The sequence below is a fragment of the Agathobaculum butyriciproducens genome (assembly GCA_003096535.1).
Taxonomy (GTDB): Bacteria; Bacillota; Clostridia; order Oscillospirales; family Butyricicoccaceae; genus Agathobaculum; species Agathobaculum butyriciproducens.
The window spans coordinates 137,126-155,765 of record QEKJ01000002.1; the positions used below are offsets into that span (position 1 = coordinate 137,126).

Genomic DNA, 18,640 nt, shown 5'->3' on the forward strand with positions numbered 1-18,640 from the left:
TCCTCCTGATAATAGTGCGACCGGTTTTACAGTGGTCACGCCTGTGACGTGAAAGACCTGATTCTATCTATCGCCTGCGGAATCTCATCCGCTGCGGCAACAACAACACGGTGCGCGGCCTCGATCTCCTCATAGAGATACGGGCAGCCGGTGCAGCCGCGCAGGATCAGCAGTACGTCATAAGGAACACCGTCCTCCGGATAGGAGAATGAGGCGGTGTCCTGCAGGGCAGCGCAAATTGCCTTGTAGGCGTCTCCGCGCTCATAGCGCGGATTGCAGCCGCCGCAGAATTTTACCGTGCAGCGCAGCAAGGCGCACAACCCCTTTCAAGATGTTTCCATATGGGAACAGTATGGTATAACGCAAACACAGGCACTCACGGGTGCTCCATGAGTGCCTATAGTTTGCTCAGAGATTACTTGATGCGAGCAATCTTCTTTGCCAGTTCCTTCTTCATTTCAAGGTTGGACTGACGGGCAATCATGATGCGCTGAGCCTGCGGCGAGCCTGCACCGTGCATGGACTCCGGCAGATAGCCGACAGCTGCAGTACCCATGGTCATGTTCTCGATCAGGCGCAGCAGACGCATACGATCCTCGGTCGGAACGGAAGCAACGCCCTTGAGGTACTTCTCGATGTACGGCTTGAGCTCCGGGTTGCGGTAATCAGCCTCGGACGGCTGGGTTACCATCAGGCCGCCTGCCAGATCCTGTGCCAGACGAGCGATCTCGTATGGGAAGCGGGTAACGTTCTGCTTGCAGACGTTGGCCAGCAGCAGGTCGATCAGGTAGTTGCCTGCCTTGGTCTTGGTGCCCTGAGAGGAGCAAGCGATACCGCAGCAGTACAGGGTCTCGTTCAGGTGGGTCATCTCGATCAGCTTGTCCTTAACGTGGGAAGCCTTGGAGGAGCCAGCCATCTCGCCAGCCAGAGCGGTAGCGCCGATCAGAACGTCGCCTACGCCGACCTTGCAGCCGCCGTAAGACTGGCGGTGATAGCCTGCGAAACGCTCTACAATCATGCCGGCAAACTTAACTTCGCCGTTCAGGAAGATGCGGTCGTTCGGAACGAATACACGGTCGAAGATAACGAGAACTTCGTGGCCGCCGTATACCTTGTTGCCAACGTCGATGTCGTTGTACTCTTCAATCTTGCGGGTGTCGCAGGACTGACGGCCGTAGATCAGGGTGATGCCCTTGGAATCGGTCGGTACAGCGAAGGAGATCGCGTAGTCCTCGTCGCCCTCGCGCATGGAGATGGTCGGCATTACCAGAACCTCGTGAGAGTTTACAAAGCCGGTCTGGTGAGCCTTAGCGCCGGTAACGTATACGCCGTCAGCGGTGCGCTCTACAACGTGCAGGAACAGATCCGGGTCAGCCTGCTTGGACGGAGCGAGGGAACGGTCGCCCTTAACGTCGGTCATAGCGCCGTCAACTGCGAGGTCCTCATCCTGCACGCGGGTCAGGAACTTGAGGAAGTTCTCGTGGTACTTGGTGCCGCAAGCCTCGTCGATCTCGTAGGTGGAGGAGAATACAGCGTTCATAGCGTCCATGCCTACGCAGCGCTGGAAGCAGGCTGCAGTCTTCTGACCGAGCAGACGCTGCATCTTAACCTTCTTGATCAGGTCGTCGGTGGACTGATGCATGTGGGTGAAGCGGTTGATCTTCTTGCCGGAGATGTGGGAGGTAGCAGTCATCAGATCCTGATACTGCGGGTCCTCAGCCAGCTCGTAGGTAGCGGCGAAGGAGTTCAGGGAAGGACGGATAACCGGGTCGTCAACCGGATTCTCTACCTTCTTGCCGAACATATACAGATTGAGGTTCAGCTTGCGCAGGGACTCAATGTACTGGTCTTTGGTCATCATAAGTGATCAAGTATCCTTTCTCATTACAATTTGGTACACATAACATGAATAAAGAAAATAGGGCGGGGAGACGGGACTCCCCGCCCTATTCAGGCGTTACATGCGGAAATTAGAAGCACTCTTTGTATACGCGCTCGCTGAGCTCGATGCTCCACGGACGGTAAGAGTTGGTGATCAGACGCTGCTGGTTTGCATCAACAGACAGTGCAAATGCCTTAACGTCCTCTTCCTTGAAGCCGTACTCATGCAGCGGCTTCAGGTGCAGAACCTTCTCCAGGGTTACGTTCAGGGTGCGCAGAGCGTCTTCCTTGGTGCAGCCCAGGCAGCGAGCAACGATTTCCTTGAACTTGCCCAGCTCGCCAGCCGGCTCGTACTCGTCGTACATCTCGAGGATCTTGCCGAACAGAGCGTAGTTGGACTCACCGTGCGGAACATGGTAGGTGCCGCCGAGCGGGAAGGACATGCCGTGTACGGTTGCACAGCCAGCCTTCAGGAATGCGATGCCTGCGAACAGGGAAGCATGAACGAACTCGCCGAGGTAATCCATACGAGCGTCCGGGCCTTCCAGAGCGATGCGGCGGAAGCCCTCGAGGATCATCTCCATAGCCTTAACGGAGAACATCTCGGAGGTAACAGTCTTGCGGTGCGGGGACAGGAAAGACTCGGTAGCGTGGATCAGAGCATCGATAGCGGATGCTGCGAACGGCTTGTACGGCAGGGTCTTGAGCAGATCCGGAACCAGGCAAACCTTGTTCGGGATGATGTCGTCGGAAACCAGGCCGAGCTTGGTATCGCCGCCGGTCAGCTTGCCGTCCTTCTCGTCCTTAACGATAGCAACAGAAATGTTGGTAACCTCAGAACCGGTACCGCAGGTGGTCGGGATAGCGATAACTTCCTTCTCATGTACAACAGGCTCGCGCTTGAAGTACAGCTCATGTACGGAGGTCGGGCGCTTGCAGCCGAGCAGCTTGCAAAGGTCCATGATAGCACCGCCGCCTACTGCGATTACGCGGTCGTAGGAATCGTACGGAATAGCCTCGTACATGGTCTCGATCATAGCCTCGGAAGGCTCGCCTGCACCGAACTTCTCCTGGAATACGAACTTGCTCTTGAGGCCAAGCTCTTCCATGAAGGGCTTGTAGATGAATTCGTTGGTCAGAACGACGTCGCGCTCGCCCAGCTTGAACTCCTCAGCGAAAGCACCAAAGGTGTCAAACTTGTAAATAGTCGGGGCAATGACGATCTCTCTCTTGTCCTTCATCAGGGAGGCGCTGAAAGCATCCATAGCCATAGTAGAAACATCTCCATTCAAAAATTTTATAAAAGGCCGTGCGGCTTTTTATTACATGATTTTACAGGGTGGTTTTTTCCTGTGTTCTTATTGTAGCAAATTTGCGCCAAAACTTCAACACAAACAAACAATAATTTCATCAAAAATTGACCAACTAAACCTGTACAAAAAGACAATAAAAAGTCCCGCAATCTTATTACGGGACTATTTTAACGTATTTATTGTGATTTGTAAATGGGGTAATGGTGAAAAGTACCGAAAAGTTTTTGTATAATTTTCCGTTCTTTAGCTGTTTTGCGAAAAACGGCTCAAAAATGCCTTGGTTCGCTCATTATGCGTATTTTCAAATACCTCTGTCGGCGTGCCCTCCTCAACGATGGTGCCGCCGTCCATGAACACGACATGATCGGCCACATCGCGGGCAAACGCCATCTCGTGGGTGACGATGATCATGGTGGTGTGCTGGTCCGCCAGTGAGCGGATAACGCGCAGCACCTCGCCGGTCAGCTCGGGGTCGAGCGCCGAGGTCGGCTCGTCGAAGCACAGGATATCCGGCTTGAGCGCGAGCGCACGCGCAATGGCAACGCGCTGCTGCTGACCGCCGGACAGCTGGTGCGGATAGTGGCTCATGCGGCCCTCGAGGCTCATCATCTCGAGCAGCTCGATGGCGCGGTGCTCGATCTGCTCGTGAATCTCGCGTTTTTTCTGCTTGTAGTCCGGGCGTTCCTTGGCCTGCAGCAGGGGAGCGAGCATGACGTTCTCGAGTGCGGTGTACTGCGGGAACAGATTGAACGACTGGAACACCATGCCGAAGTGCAGACGGTTCTTGCGAATCTGCGCATCGCTCTTGGCGGCATGGTCGGCAGCGTCGAGCAGTGTCTCGCCGTTTACGATGATCTTACCCTCATTCGGGGTTTCGAGAAAATTCAGGCAGCGCAGCAGCGTGGTCTTGCCCGAGCCGGACGAGCCGATGATGGCAAGCGCCTTGCCGCGCTCCAATGTAAAACTGATGTCTTTGAGCACCTTGGTAGAGCCGAAGTTCTTATAAAGGTGCTGTACCTCCAGAATAGGCATAACGGCTCCTCCTTATTTAAAGTAATCCATTTTCTTTTCGATCCAGCCGAACAGCAGGGTCAGAATGCCGCTGAACAGCAGGTAGAATACGGCGGTGTAGAACAGCGGCCAGATAATGCCAGGGTTCTTGACGAACTTTTCGCCTGCCCACAGCACCTCGTACACCGCGATGGTACGCGCCAGTGCGGTATCTTTAACAAGGTTGATAAATTCGTTGCCCATCGGCGGGATAACGCGCTTGATGACCTGCAGCAGCGTTACCTTGAAGAAGATCTGGCTCTTGGTCATGCCAAGCACCTGACCGGCCTCATACTGGCCGCTCGGGATACCCTGAATGCCGCCGCGGAAGATCTCCGAGAAGTAGCAGGCGTAGTTGATGACAAAGGACAGCAGAGCAGCGCTGAAGCGCGGCAGCTTGATTCCCCACACCAGAGCAGGGCCATAGTAGATAATGATGATCTGGAGCATAAGCGGCGTGCCGCGGACGATCCAGACGATGATTTTGATGAGTGCGCGCAGTGGTGTAATGCGGCTCATCGAGCCGAAGCTGATAAGCAGGCCGAGCGGCAGAGCGAATACCAGCGTCAGGCAGAAAAGCTGTACGGTGGTAACAAAGCCACCCATCAGGCTGAGTGTTACATTGGCAAACATGTCGTTTCCTCTTTACCTCTTTTTTACTTTGACACATAAGGCAGAAGACGGTAGTCCGCCTTCTGCCTTATATTGAACTGTGGGAATGGGAGATTAAGCCTCCGGATCTACGATTGCTTCCTGTACGCCGTACTTCTGAGCGAAGGAAAGAACGATGCCGTCCTTGTAGGCGCCCTTGTAGAAGTTGTTGAATGCTTCGGTCAGGTCAGAGCCCTTGCGGAAGCCTACAACATAGTTCTCGTCCTCCTCGCCGTTGGCCTCGTTGAGGTTTACGGTGTAGGTCAGGTTCGGGTAGCTGGTGCCCTCGCCGATCATAGCGCCTGCCATCAGCAGGTCGATCACGCAGGCATCAGAGGTGCCTGCGGCAACCTCCATCAGTGCGTCAGCCTGAGACTGAACTGCGGTTGCATTCAGACCGGCAGCCTGTGCAGCAGCCTCACCGGCAGAGCCGGACTCAACAGCGAAGGTCATATCCTTGATGGACTCGATGTCCTTGGCAGCGTCAGCCTTGTCGGACGGAACAACAACAACCTGTGCGTTGGTCGCATACGGGTCGGAACAGTTCATGGAGGTCTTAACCTCATCGGTCAGGGTCATGCCGTTCCAAACAGCGTCAACGCCCTTGGAATCCAGCTCCATGATCTTGTTGTCCCAGTTGATTTCTATGAACTCGGCTTTTACGCCCAGGCTCTCAGCGAAAGCCTTTGCCATGTCCGCGTCAAAGCCGACCCACTCGTCCGAGCCGTCTTCTTTATAATCCATCGGCGCGAAATCCGTGATGCCGATAACCAGCTTGCCGTTGCTCTTTACATAATCCATATCGCTCTCAGCGGAAGCCGAGGTGTCAGCCGCATCGGCATTCGAGTCGTCGGTCTTGGCAGCAGAGCCGCCGCAGCCGGACAGCATGGATACGCTCATTGCGCCTGCCATCAGCAGTGCGAGAAGTTTCTTCGTCTTCATTTTTAGAAAACCTCCTGTAATTCGGTTCATATCTTGTTTACTATTATAACACTTTAGCGCAGAAAATCAACCCCTGATTTTCATGCAGATTTTCAGCATTTTTGAAGGATAATCGGGCGGTATTTTGTGCAAAATCTAAAATAACAGGGTGCAATATATGGAAAAGAGGACGGGGAGCGGTTGGGACGGATTCTCACTCTTTTTTGCGAACCTGTGTTGACCTGTACAAAAAAAGAGATTATAATCATAAGTAAGCATGATTGTTAAAGAATAAACAATGAAGAACAAGTAAGACGGAGGGAATCAGCGTGGATTATACTGCACTGTATCAGCAGAAGCTGACAACGGCGGATGAAGCCGTTAAGGTTGTTAAATCGGGTGACTGGGTAGACTACGGCTGGTGTACGGGTACGCCTGTTGCACTGGACAAGGCACTTGCTGCCCGCATGGGCGAGCTGGAGGACGTAAACTTCCGCGGCGGCGTACTCATGCGCCGACCGGCGGTATTCGATATTCCGAATGCAGCCGACAAGATCACCTGGAACTCGTGGCACATGTCCGGCATTGAGCGCAAGGCCTGCATGGAGGGCTTCGGCTTTTACAGCGCACTGCGCTACTCCGAGATGCCGCGCTGGTACCGCGAGAACGTCCGTCATGTCAATGTAGCCATGATTCAGGTGGCGCCGATGGACGCACACGGCTGGTTCAGCTTCGGTCCGCAGGCTTCGCACCTCAAGGCGATCTGCGATGTATCCGATGTTATCATCGTTGAGGTCAACAAGTATATGCCGCGCTGCCTTGGCGGCTTTGAGGACGGCATTCACATTTCGCAGGTGGATATGATCGTTGAGAGCGACACCGAAATGCCGCAGATGGGCGCAGGCGGCGAGCCGACCGAGGTCGATAAGGCGGTTGCAAAGCTGATCGTGGAGGAAATCCCGAACGGCGCGTGCCTGCAGCTGGGCATCGGCGGCATGCCGAATACCGTAGGCTCGATGATCGCGGAGTCCGACCTGAAGGACCTCGGCGTTCATACCGAGATGTACGTTGACGCTTTCGTTGACATTTCCCGTGCAGGCAAGATCAACGGCTCGAAGAAGGCCATCGACCGCGGCCGTCAGGTGTTCGCGTTCGGCGCAGGCACCCAGAAGCTGTACGATTTTGTAAATGATAATCCGGAGTGCATGTCCGCACCGGTATCCTATACCAACGATGCGCGCACCATCGCACAGATCGACAACTTCATTTCTATCAACAATATCGTGGATGTGGATCTGTTCGGCCAGATGAACGCGGAAAGTGCCGGCATCAAGCAGATTTCCGGTGCAGGCGGTCAGCTGGACTTCGTTCTGGGCGCGTATCTGTCCAAGGGCGGCAAGAGCTTCATCTGCTGCTCGTCCACCTTTAAGAAGAAGGACGGCACGCTCGAGAGCCGAATTCGTCCGACGCTCGAGAACGGCTCAGTCGTTACCGATGCCCGTCCGTGCGCGCACTGGTTCGTCACCGAGTACGGCAAGGTAAACCTCAAGGGTCTGACTGCATGGCAGCGTGCGGAGGCTCTGATCTCGGTTGCGCATCCGGATTTCCGCGAGCAGCTGATTCAGGAAGCGGAGAAGATGCGTATCTGGAAGCGCTCCAATAAGAGATAAAATGCTGTCGCGGAACTACAGTTCCGCACGGTGTTTGCCTGGGTACTGTTTATAAGAAAACGCTCTGTGAAAACAGAGCGTTTTTTCTTATGCGATTATTAAAGTGAAATTCGCAGGATAAACTGCTGATTGCTGACCGAAAAGCTGTATACACCGCCGTATCGCTCGACGATGCTGCAAATGCTGTGCACGCCGATGCCGTGTCCGGCGCGGTCAGAGACCGGCACGCCGTGGCTGAACTGCACCGGCTGCGTGCAGTCGTTGACAACCTGCAGGAAGAACTTTCCAGCTTTTTCGTATGTCTGCACCTCGATGTGTCCGGGAATGCCGTCCGCGCGCTCGCTGCATGCGTGAATCGCATTCTCAAGCGCGTTGGAGAGCAGCACGCACAGGTCGCTCTCGACAAGCGGCAGCTGATTGGGCAGCACGGCATGCACCGCAAGCGGGATGCCCTGCGCCTTGGCGCGGTCGGCAAACGATGAGAGAATCAGGTTTGCGGCCTCGTTTTCGCAGTAAACGGTCACGCGGCTGGCTTCGATTTCCTCGCTGATGGAGTGAATGTACTGCAGTGCCTGCTCATACTGCTCATTCTCGATGCAGGCAGTGATGTACTGCAGATGATGCCGCAGATCATGCCGGTAGGCGCGGGTTTTCTGCTGAGAGATACGCAGTGCTTCAATCTCACGGACGGCCTGATGCACCTGCAGGTCAAGATTGCTTTTCAGCTCCTCCAAACGCAGCCGTGCGTGCTGCTCTTTGGAAATGTGAATCAGGAACAGCAGGTACGCCGCACTGCACACGAACGGCATGAACTCCACGACTACGGCCGAACCGGAGAACAGCAGGTCGGTATAAACGCGGGTGGCATAGTCAAACGCATAGTACACCGCGGGCACAATGCCGAACTGACACTGCACCGCTCGCGAATACTGCGACACCGACCGGATGGCAGGTGCGGCCTTGAGCAGCAGAATGAGCAGCGGCACGGTGACGATTATTTCCACAGCGTACTGCATGGTGTCTCCGCCGGAGAAGATAGCGACCGCGATCAGCGCCAGCCAGCGCCGCAGCTGACAGCACAGGTACGCCGTGAGCACGGAAATCACCGGCCACAGGCGTTCGTGACTGAGCGAGCACAGCGCGAGCACAAGCGGCAGGTGGGTGTGAAGCGGATACAGATAGCGTCCGAAGCCCGGGTCCACACCGAGGTAGGCGATGCCGGACAGGCAGAAGATCATCAGCGTGTACAGCAGCATGCGCTTTTTCGCCTTGGGCGTCCAGTGGATATTGCAGAATGCCGCAGAGAGCGCGATGCCGAACAGCGTAACGGCAACGGAGTTGCAAAGGTCAACGGCGAGTGCAATCATGTCAGGAACACCTGCTCTTTCTGGAAGGCGTGTTCAAGGTACGCGTCCTTGATGTCGTTGAAGCGTCCGCGCGGAATGGGCAGCTCGGCGCGGCTGGACATGACGAGCGTTTTCGGCATGATCGTCTGGATATGCTCTAAATTTACAAGGTAGGAGCGGTGAATGCGCAGAAAATTCCTGTGTTCGGCAAGGCTTTCGCACAGGCTGTCCATGCTGCCGGCGGCTTCGAGCACGGTGCCGTCAGTCTTGTGCAGCAGCAGGGAACGGCGGATGACCTCGCAGTATTCCAGCTTGTCCAGTTCAACGCGCGTGATGCCGGTTTTGCAGCGCAGGATCAGGCTGACGCTGCTCTCGCGCGAGCAGGCGGCAATGACCGAATCCATCAGCCGGAAGAAGCTCTCCGGCCAGATCGGCTTGAGCTGATAGAAATACGCGCCCACCGTATACGACTGCACGGCAAACTCTGCGGATGAGGTGAGAAAGATGATCTTCACGTTGGAGTCGTACTGACGGATCTCACGGGCGGCTTCGATGCCGTTTTCGCCGGGCATGAGCACATCGAGCAGCAGAATATCAAAGCGTGCGCCCTTTTCGATGGACGCCAGCAGCTCGAACGGGCTTTGGAAGGCTGTCGGGGCAATATCGGCGTTGTGTTCCGCACGGTAGCTGCCGAGCAGCTCGTGCAGTTCATCGAGCACGCTGGGATCGTCGTCGCAAAAGCCAATCTGGATCATGGTTCTCGTCTCCTTTCTTTTTATAAAGGGAACAGATCATTTGTAATCGCGGCGGGTCTTGTCGGGTTCCCAGCCCTCGAGCGGGTAGCGCTGCATGGCGCCGAAAATGCGCTCGCGTACACCGGGCATGGTCTTTTCGAGACTTTTCAGCAAATCCTTGATCTCCTGTCGCTTGGTGTTGCCGTCCGCCGGACACGGATTGTGCACGATAGGCAGCTCGTGCCGTTTGGCGAACGAGCGCACATAATGCTCCGGCACATACAGCAGTGGACGAATGAGCGTGATGTCGGCGCGGTCGAGGTAGGTTACCGGCGAAAAGCACGAAATGCGGCCTTCATAAAATAAGGAAAGCATGTAGGTCTCGACTACATCGTCAAAGTGATGGCCGAGCGCAACCTTGCTGCAGCCTGCCTTGCGGGCGGCATCGTGCAGAGCGCCGCGGCGCAGCTTGGCACAGAGCGAGCAGGGATTTTCCTCGTGGCGGATATCAAACACGATAGGGCCGATCTGGGTGGGGACGCGGATGTACTCGACGCCCAGCTTGTCGCACAGCGTCTGTACAGGGGAGAAGTCCATCTCATCATAGCCCATCTCCAATGTAATAGCCACGACTGTAAAGTGGTGCGGATAAAAGCGGCTCAGCTGACTGAGTGCCACGAGCAGTGCGAGCGAGTCCTTGCCGCCGGAAACACCGACCGCAATCCTGTCGCCCTCATCTATCATATGGTAATGGTCCACCGCACGGCGGACATAGGAAAGCATTTTCTGCATAACAGTCTCCTTTTTGATCGTACATATTAAAATTTATCAGAAAACGTCAAAAATCGCAAATGTAAAAAATGAAATGCAAAGTGAGTATTCGAGAGTATGAGAGAGAATAGAAGCGAAAACGAGAGAATGTATTGGATTGAAGATATTTTTTCAAAATTTCGCTTGACTTGCGCAAAATGATGTGTTTTAATAAATATGCTCGTTTCGAGCGATCAATCAGTTGTCAAAGTATTTTTGATATATATAAACGGAGGAAAAAACCATGTCTACTTTTATGGCTAAGGCAGAAAATGTCGAGCGTAAGTGGTATGTACTGGACGCAGCTGGCAAGCCGCTGGGCCGTACTGCTGCAACCGCTGCAATGCTGCTTCGCGGCAAGCACAAGACCACGTTCACTCCCCATGTTGACTGCGGCGATTTCGTAATCATCGTCAACGCTGACAAGGCGGTTCTGACCGGTAAGAAGCTCACCCAGAAGTACTATCGTCATCACACCGGCTGGGTCGGCGGTCTGAAGGAAGTTCAGTACAAGACCCTGATGGCTGAGAAGCCGGAGTTCGCTATGCAGCTCGCAGTTAAGGGCATGCTGCCGAAGAATTCCATCGGCCGTCAGTCCGCTACCCGTCTGAAGGTATTTGCTGGCGAGAACCACAATCATCAGGCTCAGAAGCCCGAGAACTGGGAAAAGTAAGGGAGGATTAACTGATGTATACACCTAAGAAGGCATATTTCTATGGCACCGGCAGAAGAAAGTCCTCTGTTGCCCGCGTTCGTCTTTTCCCGGGCGGCACCGGTGAGATCAAGATTAACAACCGCACCATCGACAACTACTTCGGTCTCGAGACCCTGAAGATGGTTTGCCGTCAGCCGTTCGAAGTAACCGGCACCGAGGGCAAGTTCGACGTAGAGTGCACCGTAACCGGCGGCGGCTTCACCGGCCAGGCTGGCGCAATCCGTCACGGCATCGCTCGTGCTCTGCTGCAGGCTGATTCCGACCAGTACCGCGCAGCTCTGAAGGCTGCAGGCTTCCTGACCCGCGATCCGCGTATGAAGGAACGTAAGAAGTACGGTCTCAAAGCAGCCCGTCGCGCTCCGCAGTTCAGCAAGCGATAATCGACTGCTCAGACTATATCAAAATGGTTCAAAAAGCCCGGAAAATCAAGGTTTTCCGGGCTTTTGCTATATCTAAACGGGCTGATATGGTTTGACCAAATTTGGCAAAACGAGAGCCGATTTCATCCAATTTTTAGTGGTCCGCAAGTGGTTAACTGGCCAAAAAGAGGGCGAAAAGAGGGGGAAGTGGTTCCCAAAGTGGTTAACCGAGAGCCGATTTTTGGGGTGCTTTTCAGCCCTCCTTTCCCTCGTTTTTTGGCTGTGGCAGTTTGGCATAGTTTGAGCTAATTTGAATAATTGAATATGAATTTGATGTAGCACACAGTATAAATGCTGGGTGCTTTTTTCATTTCAGGAACTCGTATTCCGGCGATAGAAAGAGCCGTCACTTCACTGTTAATTTTGAAGTGGCGGCTTTTTCTATTTCCAGAAGCAACAGCAATAATTAGAAATGAGGTGAAGTCAATGAACACGCAAATCATCGCCATTGCCAACCAGAAAGGCGGCGTTGGCAAGACAACGACCTGTGCCAACTTGGGAATCGGGCTGGCGCAGGCCGGAAAGAAAGTCATTCTGATCGACGGGGACCCACAAGGGAGCCTGACAATCAGCCTGGGAAATCCGCAACCGGACAAGTTGCCATTTACATTGTCCGATGCAATGGGCAAAATTCTGATGGATCAGCCTATACGCACTGGAGAAGGTATTCTGCATCATGCGGAAGGCATTGACCTGATGCCTGCGGACATCCAGTTATCCGGTATGGAGGTATCCCTGGTAAATGCCATGAGCCGTGAGACTATCTTGCGGCAATATCTGGACACGCTGAAGGGGCAATACTCCCATATTCTCATCGACTGTCAGCCCTCCCTGGGGATGCTCACGGTCAATGCGCTGGCCGCTGCGAACAGGATCATCATTCCCGTTCAGGCGGAGTATCTGCCCGCCAAAGGGTTGGAACAGCTGCTCTCCACGGTAAACAAGGTAAAGCGGCAGATCAACCCCAAGCTCCAGATAGACGGTATCCTGCTGACGATGGTGGACAGCCGAACCAACTTTGCCAAAGAGATCTCCGCGCTCCTGCGTGAGACCTATGGCAGCAAGATCAAAGTATTCGGCACAGAGATTCCCCATTCTGTCCGGGCAAAGGAAATTAGCGCCGAGGGAAAAAGCATTTTTGCCCATGACCCTGGCGGCAAAGTGGCAGAGGGGTATCGAAATCTGACGAAGGAGGTGTTGAAACTTGAAAAGCAGCGCGAAAAAAATAGAGCTGGCCTCGGTAGATGATCTGTTCTCCACCGAAGAAGGCCGTCAGGATGCAAAGCTGGAAAAGATTCAGGAGATTCCGCTGTCTGAACTGCATCCCTTTAAGAACCACCCATTCAAAGTCAAGGATGACGAAGCCATGATGGAGACCGCTGACAGTATCAAGCAGTATGGTGTTCTGGTTCCGGCGATTGCTCGACCGGACCCGGAGGGCGGTTATGAGCTGGTAGCCGGACACAGGCGGCACAGAGCCAGTGAGCTGGCAGGCAAGGAGACCATGCCAGTCATTGTTCGGGATTTGGATGATGATGCCGCCACGATCATTATGGTTGACAGCAACTTGCAGCGAGAAAGCTTGCTCCCAAGTGAAAGAGCCTTTGCCTACCGCATGAAACTGGAGGCTATGAAGCGGCAGGCTGGTAGGCCAACAAAAGAAAATTGTTCCCAAGTTGGGAACGATTTTGGAAAGAAGTCCAGCGAATTGTTAGCTGAACAGGTAGGCCAGAGTAAAAATCAGATTTTCCGCTACATCCGCCTGACCGAACTAATTCCCGAACTGCTGGATATGGTGGATGAGCGAAAAATCGCTCTCAATCCGGCGTATGAGCTGTCGTTCCTGAAAAAAGAGGAACAGACCCAGCTTTTGGACGCGATGGACAGCGAACAGGCCACCCCTTCTCTCTCCCAGGCTCAGCGGCTCAAGAAATTTAGTCAGGAGGGACATTTATCCATTGATGTGATGCGGGCCATTATGGGAGAGGAAAAGAAAAGCGATCTGGACAAGGTGACATTCACCTCGGACACTCTGCGGAAATATTTTCCCAAGAGCTACACGCCCCAGCGGATGCAGGAAACTATTATCAAGCTGCTGGAACAGTGGCAGAAAAAACGCCAGAGAGATCAGGAACGATGAAAGGAGCCGCCTATGAGGGATATTTCAGCCCGCGAGCTGAAAGGACACAACATTCTTGCCGTGGAGCGTTTTCAGGATAACACCCGCTGGATGATTGAGTTTTCCGTCCTGCGTCCCAGCACAGCTTACGGTAGCCCCGGAGAGGAAATACGACTGTTTTTGACTGAGGACGGGTATCAGGCCGCCCTGCAAAGCCAGCAGCGTCGGGAGATCAAGATCAAGCGTTACGCTCGTGTGATTGAGGGACATATCCTCGATTTCAAACCGGGAAAACACCGCCGCCACTCATAAACAAATCATTACTGCGAAAGGAAAGGATTGAAATGTGTACTGTAAAGGAAATCCGGGAAGCAATCTGGGAGGATTGCCATTCCCAGCATGGTATGGAATTTATAGAGATTGACCGTGTTCTGCAAACTCTGCCATTCTCTCAGGGAAATGACCTGTTGGACAGACCGCCCATTCCCAAGCGCCCCTACCGGCGCAGAAAAAGTGAACAAAACAGCTGACTGTCACAATTCTTTTTACAGGATTGTGGCTTTTTTCATACCCTGAGAAATTTGGAAGGAGTGAGGTCAATGGCCGTATTTCGCATTGAACGAACCAGAGATTATACCGTGATGAGCAATCACCATTTACGCAACGGGAAACTGTCCCTGAAAGCCAAGGGGCTGCTTTCCATGATGCTGTCCTTACCGGAGGACTGGAACTATACCACCAGAGGGCTTGCCGCCATCTGCAAAGAGGGCGTGGACGCTATCGGCGGCGCGCTGCGGGAGCTGGAAACTGCTGGGTACATTGTCCGCCATCAGCTGCGAGACCGGCAAGGTCGGATCAGCGATACCGAGTATGTTATCTACGAGCAACCACAGCCGAAGAACCCGGATACGCCCCAGCCGGATACGGCTTCACCAGATACGGAAAACCCGGATATGGTAAAACCGGATACGGAAAAGCCCGCAGAATTAAATATAGAGAAATCAAATACAGAAAAAACAATTACTTATGGATCAAGTACCGATTCCATTCCCTTCCGGGAGCCAGTGGCAGCACAGCTGCCGGAACGGAAAGGAAGGGATGCGATGTCTGTCTCAGAGATGGAAAGTTATCGGGATTTGATTCTGGAGAACATCGAGTATGACCACATGTGCCGGGAGTTTACCACCTACCGGGAGGACCTGGACGAGATTGTGGAGCTGATGGTGGAGACCGTCTGTGCCAAGCGGAAAACCACCCGGATCGCTGGCAGCGACTTCCCCCATGAGGTGGTCCGCTCCCGTTTTTTGAAGCTGGATTGCTCCCACATCGAGTTTGTCATGGAATGCCTGCGGAACAATACCACCGAAATCCGCAACATGAAGCAGTATCTGCTTGCGGTGCTGTTTAATGCGCCGACCACGATCAGCAACCACTACACCGCACAAGTTAACCACGATATGTACGCAGGCGGCTGGTAAACAGCCGCTTTTCTGCTGCCCGAAAACACCGGGAGAAAGGATTTTGCCATGAAACGACCTCTTGCCTACATTACGGCTCCCTGGAGCAACAGCCAGTATGAGAACGCCGAGAACGCTGCGGCCTACTGCCGTCAGGTGTACGATGCCGGGTATTCGCCCATCTGCCCGGTGCTGTTCCTGCCTACCTTCCTCAAAGACGAGATTCCCCAGGAACACAAGGACGGGCTGGATATGGCGCGGGACTACCTGCGCCGGTCCCATGTGCTGGTGGTCTGCGGCCACGGCATCGACGAGATCGTGAAGAATGACATTGCCACCGCCGAGCGCCTGCGGATCACCGCCACCACCCTGGACGGTATCCTGACCGTGAAGGGCCAGGGACGCGGGAAAGGAGGCGCACGCCATGCTTGAGCGTAAGACCGTGGGCCAGCTGATGGAGGAAATGCGCCTCAAAGCCGGGGCGCAGAACTACCACGGCCATGAGTACATGGATTTGGAGCGGTTTGCCGAGGACACCCGGCACATGATTATCTTCGATGTGCTGACCGACGATTCCCCGGTGGGCTGGAAAGGTGAACGGACCCGCCTGTTTCTGACGGAGGCCGGATACCAGAAAAGCCTGGAGAACCAGGAAAAGGGCCACATCAAGATTCTCAGCCATGCCAAAGTGCGCCAGGGCCATCTGTACTATGACCGCTCCGACCAGCTGCGCTGAAAGGAGCCTGCCATGCTGAAATACCTGCTGCGGCGGCTGGTGGTTCCGCCTTAGTATCAAGTGCCACCCCTGCAAAATCCGTGGAAAGGAGGCGATGACCTATGCAGGAGGAAGTGGAAAACAGGACTTTGACGCTGGTAGTCAGCGGAACAAAGTTTACCGGGCGGTTGATGAAAGCCGCCATCACCAAATACCTTGCCCACCGCAAGGAAAAGAAGCTGCAAAAGCAGAAAAGCCGGGATACCCCCGTGATTCCCCACGGCAAGCAGACGGTGAAACAGCTGATCGGCCAGAATCAGGGCGTTTCCAACATCGAGATCACCGACCCCTCCATCAAGGAGTTTGAGAAGATCGCGCGGAAATACGGCGTGGACTATGCGGTGAAGAAGGACCGCAGCAGCTCCCCACCCAAGTACCTGATCTTTTTCAAGGGTCGGGACGCGGATGCCCTAACCGCTGCTTTTACCGAGTACACCGGGAAAAAGGTCAAGAAGGCGGAGAAATCCGAGCGCCCGTCCGTGCTGGCAAAGCTGAGCCAGTTCAAAGAACTGGTAAAACACGCCGTCGTGGACCGGAACAAGCGGAAGGAGCTGGAACGATGAAAAAGCAGCTGAACATCAAAAAGCTCATTTTGCTGAATCTGCCGTATATCCTGATGGGGCTTTTCTCCACCAACTTCGGTGAAGCGTGGCGGATGACCGTGGGTGCGGACGCTTCGGCAAAAATGCTCTCGTTCTTCTCCACGCTGCCGGTGGCGCTGGCCAGCTGGTGGCCCAGCCTGCACCCGCTGGACCTGCTGGTGGGCCTGTGCTGCGGCGGCGGCCTGCGGCTGGCTGTGTACCTGAAAAGCAAGAACGCCAAGAAGTACAGGCACGGCATGGAATACGGTTCCGCCCGTTGGGGAACCCATGAGGACATTGCACCCTACATCGACCCGGTATTCCAGAACAATGTGATTCTGACGAAAACGGAGAGCCTGACAATGAACAGCCGCCCCAAGGACCCAAAGACCGCCAGAAACAAAAATGTGCTGGTGATTGGCGGCTCCGGTTCCGGTAAGACCCGCTTCTGGCTCAAACCGAATCTGATGCAGATGCACAGTTCCTATGTGGTCACAGACCCGAAGGGAACCATTTTGGTGGAGTGCGGAAAAATGCTCCAAAGGGGCGCACCCAAGCTGGGGAAAGACGGAAAGCCTATGAAGGATAAGCACGGCAAGGTCATTTATGAGCCGTACCGAATCAAGGTCCTAAATACCATCAACTTCAAGAAGTCCATGCACTATAACCCTTTCGCCTATATCCATAGCGAAAAGGACATCTTGAAGCTGGTAACAACGCTGATCGCCAATACCAAAGGCGAAGGCAAGGCCGGAGACGATTTCTGGGTAAAAGCAGAAACCTTGTTGTACTGCGCGCTTATTGGCTATATCCATTATGAGGCTCCGGTGGAGGAACAAAACTTCTCCACCCTCATTGAGTTCATCAACGCCATGGAAGTCCGTGAGGATGACGAGGAGTTCAAAAACCCCGTAGACCTGATGTTTGATGCACTGGAAGCCGAGAAGCCAAACCACTTTGCGGTGCGCCAGTATAAGAAATATAAGCTGGCCGCTGGAAAAACAGCCAAGTCGATTTTGATTTCCTGCGGCGCTCGCCTTGCCGTGTTCGACATTGCAGAGTTGCGTGAGGTCACGGCTTATGATGAGCTGGAGCTGGATACTCTGGGAGACAGGAAAACTGCTCTGTTCCTCATTATGAGTGATACGGATGACAGCTTTAACTTCCTGATCTCCATGTGTTATACCCAGCTTTTCAATCTGCTCTGCGAAAAAGCCGACGATGTGTATGGCGGCAGGCTTCCGGTTCATGTGCGCTGTTTGATTGATGAGTGTGCTAACATCGGGCAGATTCCGAAACTGGAAAAGCTGGTGGCCACCATCCGAAGCCGTGAGATCTCTGCCTGTCTGGTGTTGCAGGCACAGAGTCAGCTCAAGGCGATCTATAAGGATAACGCAGATACCATCATCGGTAACATGGATACATCCATCTTCCTGGGCGGTAAAGAGCCGACTACCCTCAAAGAGTTGGCTGCCGTGCTGGGAAAGGAAACCATCGACACCTACAACACCGGAGAGAGCCGTGGGAGGGAAACCTCCCATTCACTCAACTATCAAAAATTGGGGAAAGAGCTGATGAGCCAGGATGAGCTTGCTGTTATGGATGGAGGCAAGTGTATCCTCCAGCTGCGCGGTGTGCGTCCTTTCCTTTCGGATAAGTACGACATCACCAAGCACCCCAATTTCAAGTACACTGCCGACGCGGATGATAAGAACGCTTTTGACATTGAAGCATTCTTGTCTGCAAGGCTGAAACTCAAGCCCAATGAGGTCTGCGATGTATATGAAGTAGACACAAAGGGCGCTTAATTTCGTTCCGCTTTAGAAGGGAGTGATCTTATCTATTCGCCGCACTTGCCCTCTATGGGCCATTGGCGTACAAAGCGGACAATCGCGAGAAAAAATAATGAAAAAGGAGGACAGCCGGAATCATGCCCCCGGAAACCGGGCGGCAGATTGTTCCGGCTTTTGTATGCCTATGAAACATGACAAACCTATTTTTTAATCAGATTCCGGCTAACAAACTATATGGCATTTTTTGAACAGGCAATCACCGTTCTTCAGACCCTCGTTATCGCGCTCGGTGCCGGTCTCGGTATCTGGGGCGTTATCAACCTGCTGGAAGGTTACGGCAACGACAACCCCGGCGCCAAGAGCCAGGGCATGAAGCAGCTCATGGCTAATTAGATGTAATAAAAG

The 18,640-nt window shown here is 53.9% G+C and carries 20 protein-coding genes and 1 pseudogene; 12 read left to right on the plus strand and 9 right to left on the minus strand.

Annotation, left to right across the window (positions count from 1 at the left end):
- Window positions 1-35 precede the first annotated feature (35 nt).
- From C7386_RS03280 to C7386_RS03305, 6 genes are all read right to left on the minus strand, one after another.
- Window positions 36-311 (minus strand): hypothetical protein, encoded by a 276-nt coding sequence (locus C7386_RS03280; RefSeq protein WP_110437399.1) that lies wholly within the window; start codon window positions 309-311, stop codon window positions 36-38.
- 104 nt (window positions 312-415) lie between these two features.
- A complete protein-coding gene (locus C7386_RS03285; RefSeq protein WP_110437400.1) occupies window positions 416-1,861 on the minus strand; it encodes a 4-hydroxyphenylacetate 3-hydroxylase family protein in 1,446 nt (481 codons plus the stop codon).
- Between the two features lie 109 nt (window positions 1,862-1,970).
- Window positions 1,971-3,152, minus strand: coding sequence for a 4-hydroxybutyrate dehydrogenase (locus C7386_RS03290; RefSeq protein WP_227600691.1), 1,182 nt, complete (start codon window positions 3,150-3,152; stop codon window positions 1,971-1,973).
- A gap of 285 nt (window positions 3,153-3,437) precedes the next feature.
- Complete coding sequence (locus C7386_RS03295; RefSeq protein WP_116704843.1) at window positions 3,438-4,226, minus strand: amino acid ABC transporter ATP-binding protein; 789 nt, start codon at window positions 4,224-4,226, stop codon at window positions 3,438-3,440.
- 12 nt (window positions 4,227-4,238) lie between these two features.
- A complete protein-coding gene (locus C7386_RS03300) occupies window positions 4,239-4,877 on the minus strand; it encodes an amino acid ABC transporter permease (RefSeq protein ID WP_110437402.1) in 639 nt (212 codons plus the stop codon).
- A gap of 93 nt (window positions 4,878-4,970) precedes the next feature.
- Window positions 4,971-5,837, minus strand: coding sequence for a transporter substrate-binding domain-containing protein (locus C7386_RS03305; protein WP_110437403.1), 867 nt, complete (start codon window positions 5,835-5,837; stop codon window positions 4,971-4,973).
- A gap of 308 nt (window positions 5,838-6,145) precedes the next feature.
- Here C7386_RS03305 and C7386_RS03310 point away from each other — a divergent pair, with 308 nt between their 5' ends.
- The gene (locus tag C7386_RS03310) at window positions 6,146-7,486 is read left to right on the plus strand and encodes a butyryl-CoA:acetate CoA-transferase (protein ID WP_110437404.1); all 1,341 of its coding nucleotides are present in this window, start codon (window positions 6,146-6,148) and stop codon (window positions 7,484-7,486) included.
- A gap of 98 nt (window positions 7,487-7,584) precedes the next feature.
- Here the strand turns inward: C7386_RS03310 and C7386_RS03315 are convergent, their stop codons facing one another.
- Genes C7386_RS03315 through C7386_RS03325 form a run of 3 tightly spaced genes read right to left on the minus strand, consistent with a single transcriptional unit; the run spans window position 7,585 to window position 10,358 of the window.
- Window positions 7,585-8,853 (minus strand): sensor histidine kinase, encoded by a 1,269-nt coding sequence (locus tag C7386_RS03315; RefSeq protein ID WP_110437405.1) that lies wholly within the window; start codon window positions 8,851-8,853, stop codon window positions 7,585-7,587.
- On the minus strand, window positions 8,850-9,587 hold the full coding sequence (locus tag C7386_RS03320; protein WP_110437406.1) for a LytR/AlgR family response regulator transcription factor: 738 nt from the start codon (window positions 9,585-9,587) through the stop codon (window positions 8,850-8,852). The genes C7386_RS03315 and C7386_RS03320 overlap by 4 nt, the downstream gene beginning before the upstream one ends.
- Before the next feature lie 36 nt (window positions 9,588-9,623).
- Window positions 9,624-10,358: a tRNA lysidine(34) synthetase gene (locus tag C7386_RS03325; protein ID WP_110437407.1), complete on the minus strand. Its 735-nt coding sequence runs from the start codon at window positions 10,356-10,358 to the stop codon at window positions 9,624-9,626.
- 262 nt (window positions 10,359-10,620) lie between these two features.
- On the opposite strand from C7386_RS03325, the gene rplM reads away from it, so the two are divergent.
- The 11 genes and pseudogenes from rplM to C7386_RS03395 all read left to right on the plus strand — a co-directional run.
- Entirely contained in the window at window positions 10,621-11,049 is a 429-nt protein-coding gene (gene rplM / locus C7386_RS03330) for a 50S ribosomal protein L13 (RefSeq protein ID WP_116704844.1), read from the plus strand.
- Between the two features lie 14 nt (window positions 11,050-11,063).
- Window positions 11,064-11,471 (plus strand): 30S ribosomal protein S9, encoded by a 408-nt coding sequence (gene rpsI / locus C7386_RS03335; RefSeq protein WP_110437409.1) that lies wholly within the window; start codon window positions 11,064-11,066, stop codon window positions 11,469-11,471.
- Window positions 11,472-11,936: 465 nt separating this feature from the next.
- The gene (locus C7386_RS03350) at window positions 11,937-12,758 is read left to right on the plus strand and encodes a ParA family protein (RefSeq protein WP_116704845.1); all 822 of its coding nucleotides are present in this window, start codon (window positions 11,937-11,939) and stop codon (window positions 12,756-12,758) included.
- Window positions 12,715-13,650: a ParB/RepB/Spo0J family partition protein gene (locus tag C7386_RS03355; protein ID WP_003525136.1), complete on the plus strand. Its 936-nt coding sequence runs from the start codon at window positions 12,715-12,717 to the stop codon at window positions 13,648-13,650. Before C7386_RS03350 ends, C7386_RS03355 begins: the two co-directional genes overlap by 44 nt.
- 12 nt (window positions 13,651-13,662) lie before the next feature.
- Window positions 13,663-13,941 carry a DUF5720 family protein gene (locus C7386_RS03360; protein WP_003525137.1) on the plus strand — a complete coding sequence of 93 codons (279 nt, stop codon included), beginning with the start codon at window positions 13,663-13,665 and terminating at the stop codon, window positions 13,939-13,941.
- Between the two features lie 287 nt (window positions 13,942-14,228).
- A complete protein-coding gene (locus tag C7386_RS03370) occupies window positions 14,229-15,107 on the plus strand; it encodes a DUF6017 domain-containing protein (RefSeq protein WP_003525139.1) in 879 nt (292 codons plus the stop codon).
- 48 nt (window positions 15,108-15,155) lie between these two features.
- A complete protein-coding gene (locus C7386_RS03375; RefSeq protein ID WP_002592131.1) occupies window positions 15,156-15,518 on the plus strand; it encodes a DUF7768 domain-containing protein in 363 nt (120 codons plus the stop codon).
- The gene (locus C7386_RS03380; protein WP_003525141.1) at window positions 15,511-15,822 is read left to right on the plus strand and encodes a DUF5720 family protein; all 312 of its coding nucleotides are present in this window, start codon (window positions 15,511-15,513) and stop codon (window positions 15,820-15,822) included. The genes C7386_RS03375 and C7386_RS03380 overlap by 8 nt, the downstream gene beginning before the upstream one ends.
- Before the next feature lie 101 nt (window positions 15,823-15,923).
- Window positions 15,924-16,424, plus strand: coding sequence for a PcfB family protein (locus C7386_RS03385; protein ID WP_002592129.1), 501 nt, complete (start codon window positions 15,924-15,926; stop codon window positions 16,422-16,424).
- Window positions 16,421-18,250: a VirD4-like conjugal transfer protein, CD1115 family gene (locus C7386_RS03390; protein WP_116704846.1), complete on the plus strand. Its 1,830-nt coding sequence runs from the start codon at window positions 16,421-16,423 to the stop codon at window positions 18,248-18,250. Before C7386_RS03385 ends, C7386_RS03390 begins: the two co-directional genes overlap by 4 nt.
- Before the next feature lie 219 nt (window positions 18,251-18,469).
- A pseudogene (locus tag C7386_RS03395) lies at window positions 18,470-18,622 on the plus strand (Maff2 family mobile element protein); the annotation flags it as partial.
- Window positions 18,623-18,640: the final 18 nt, after the last annotated feature.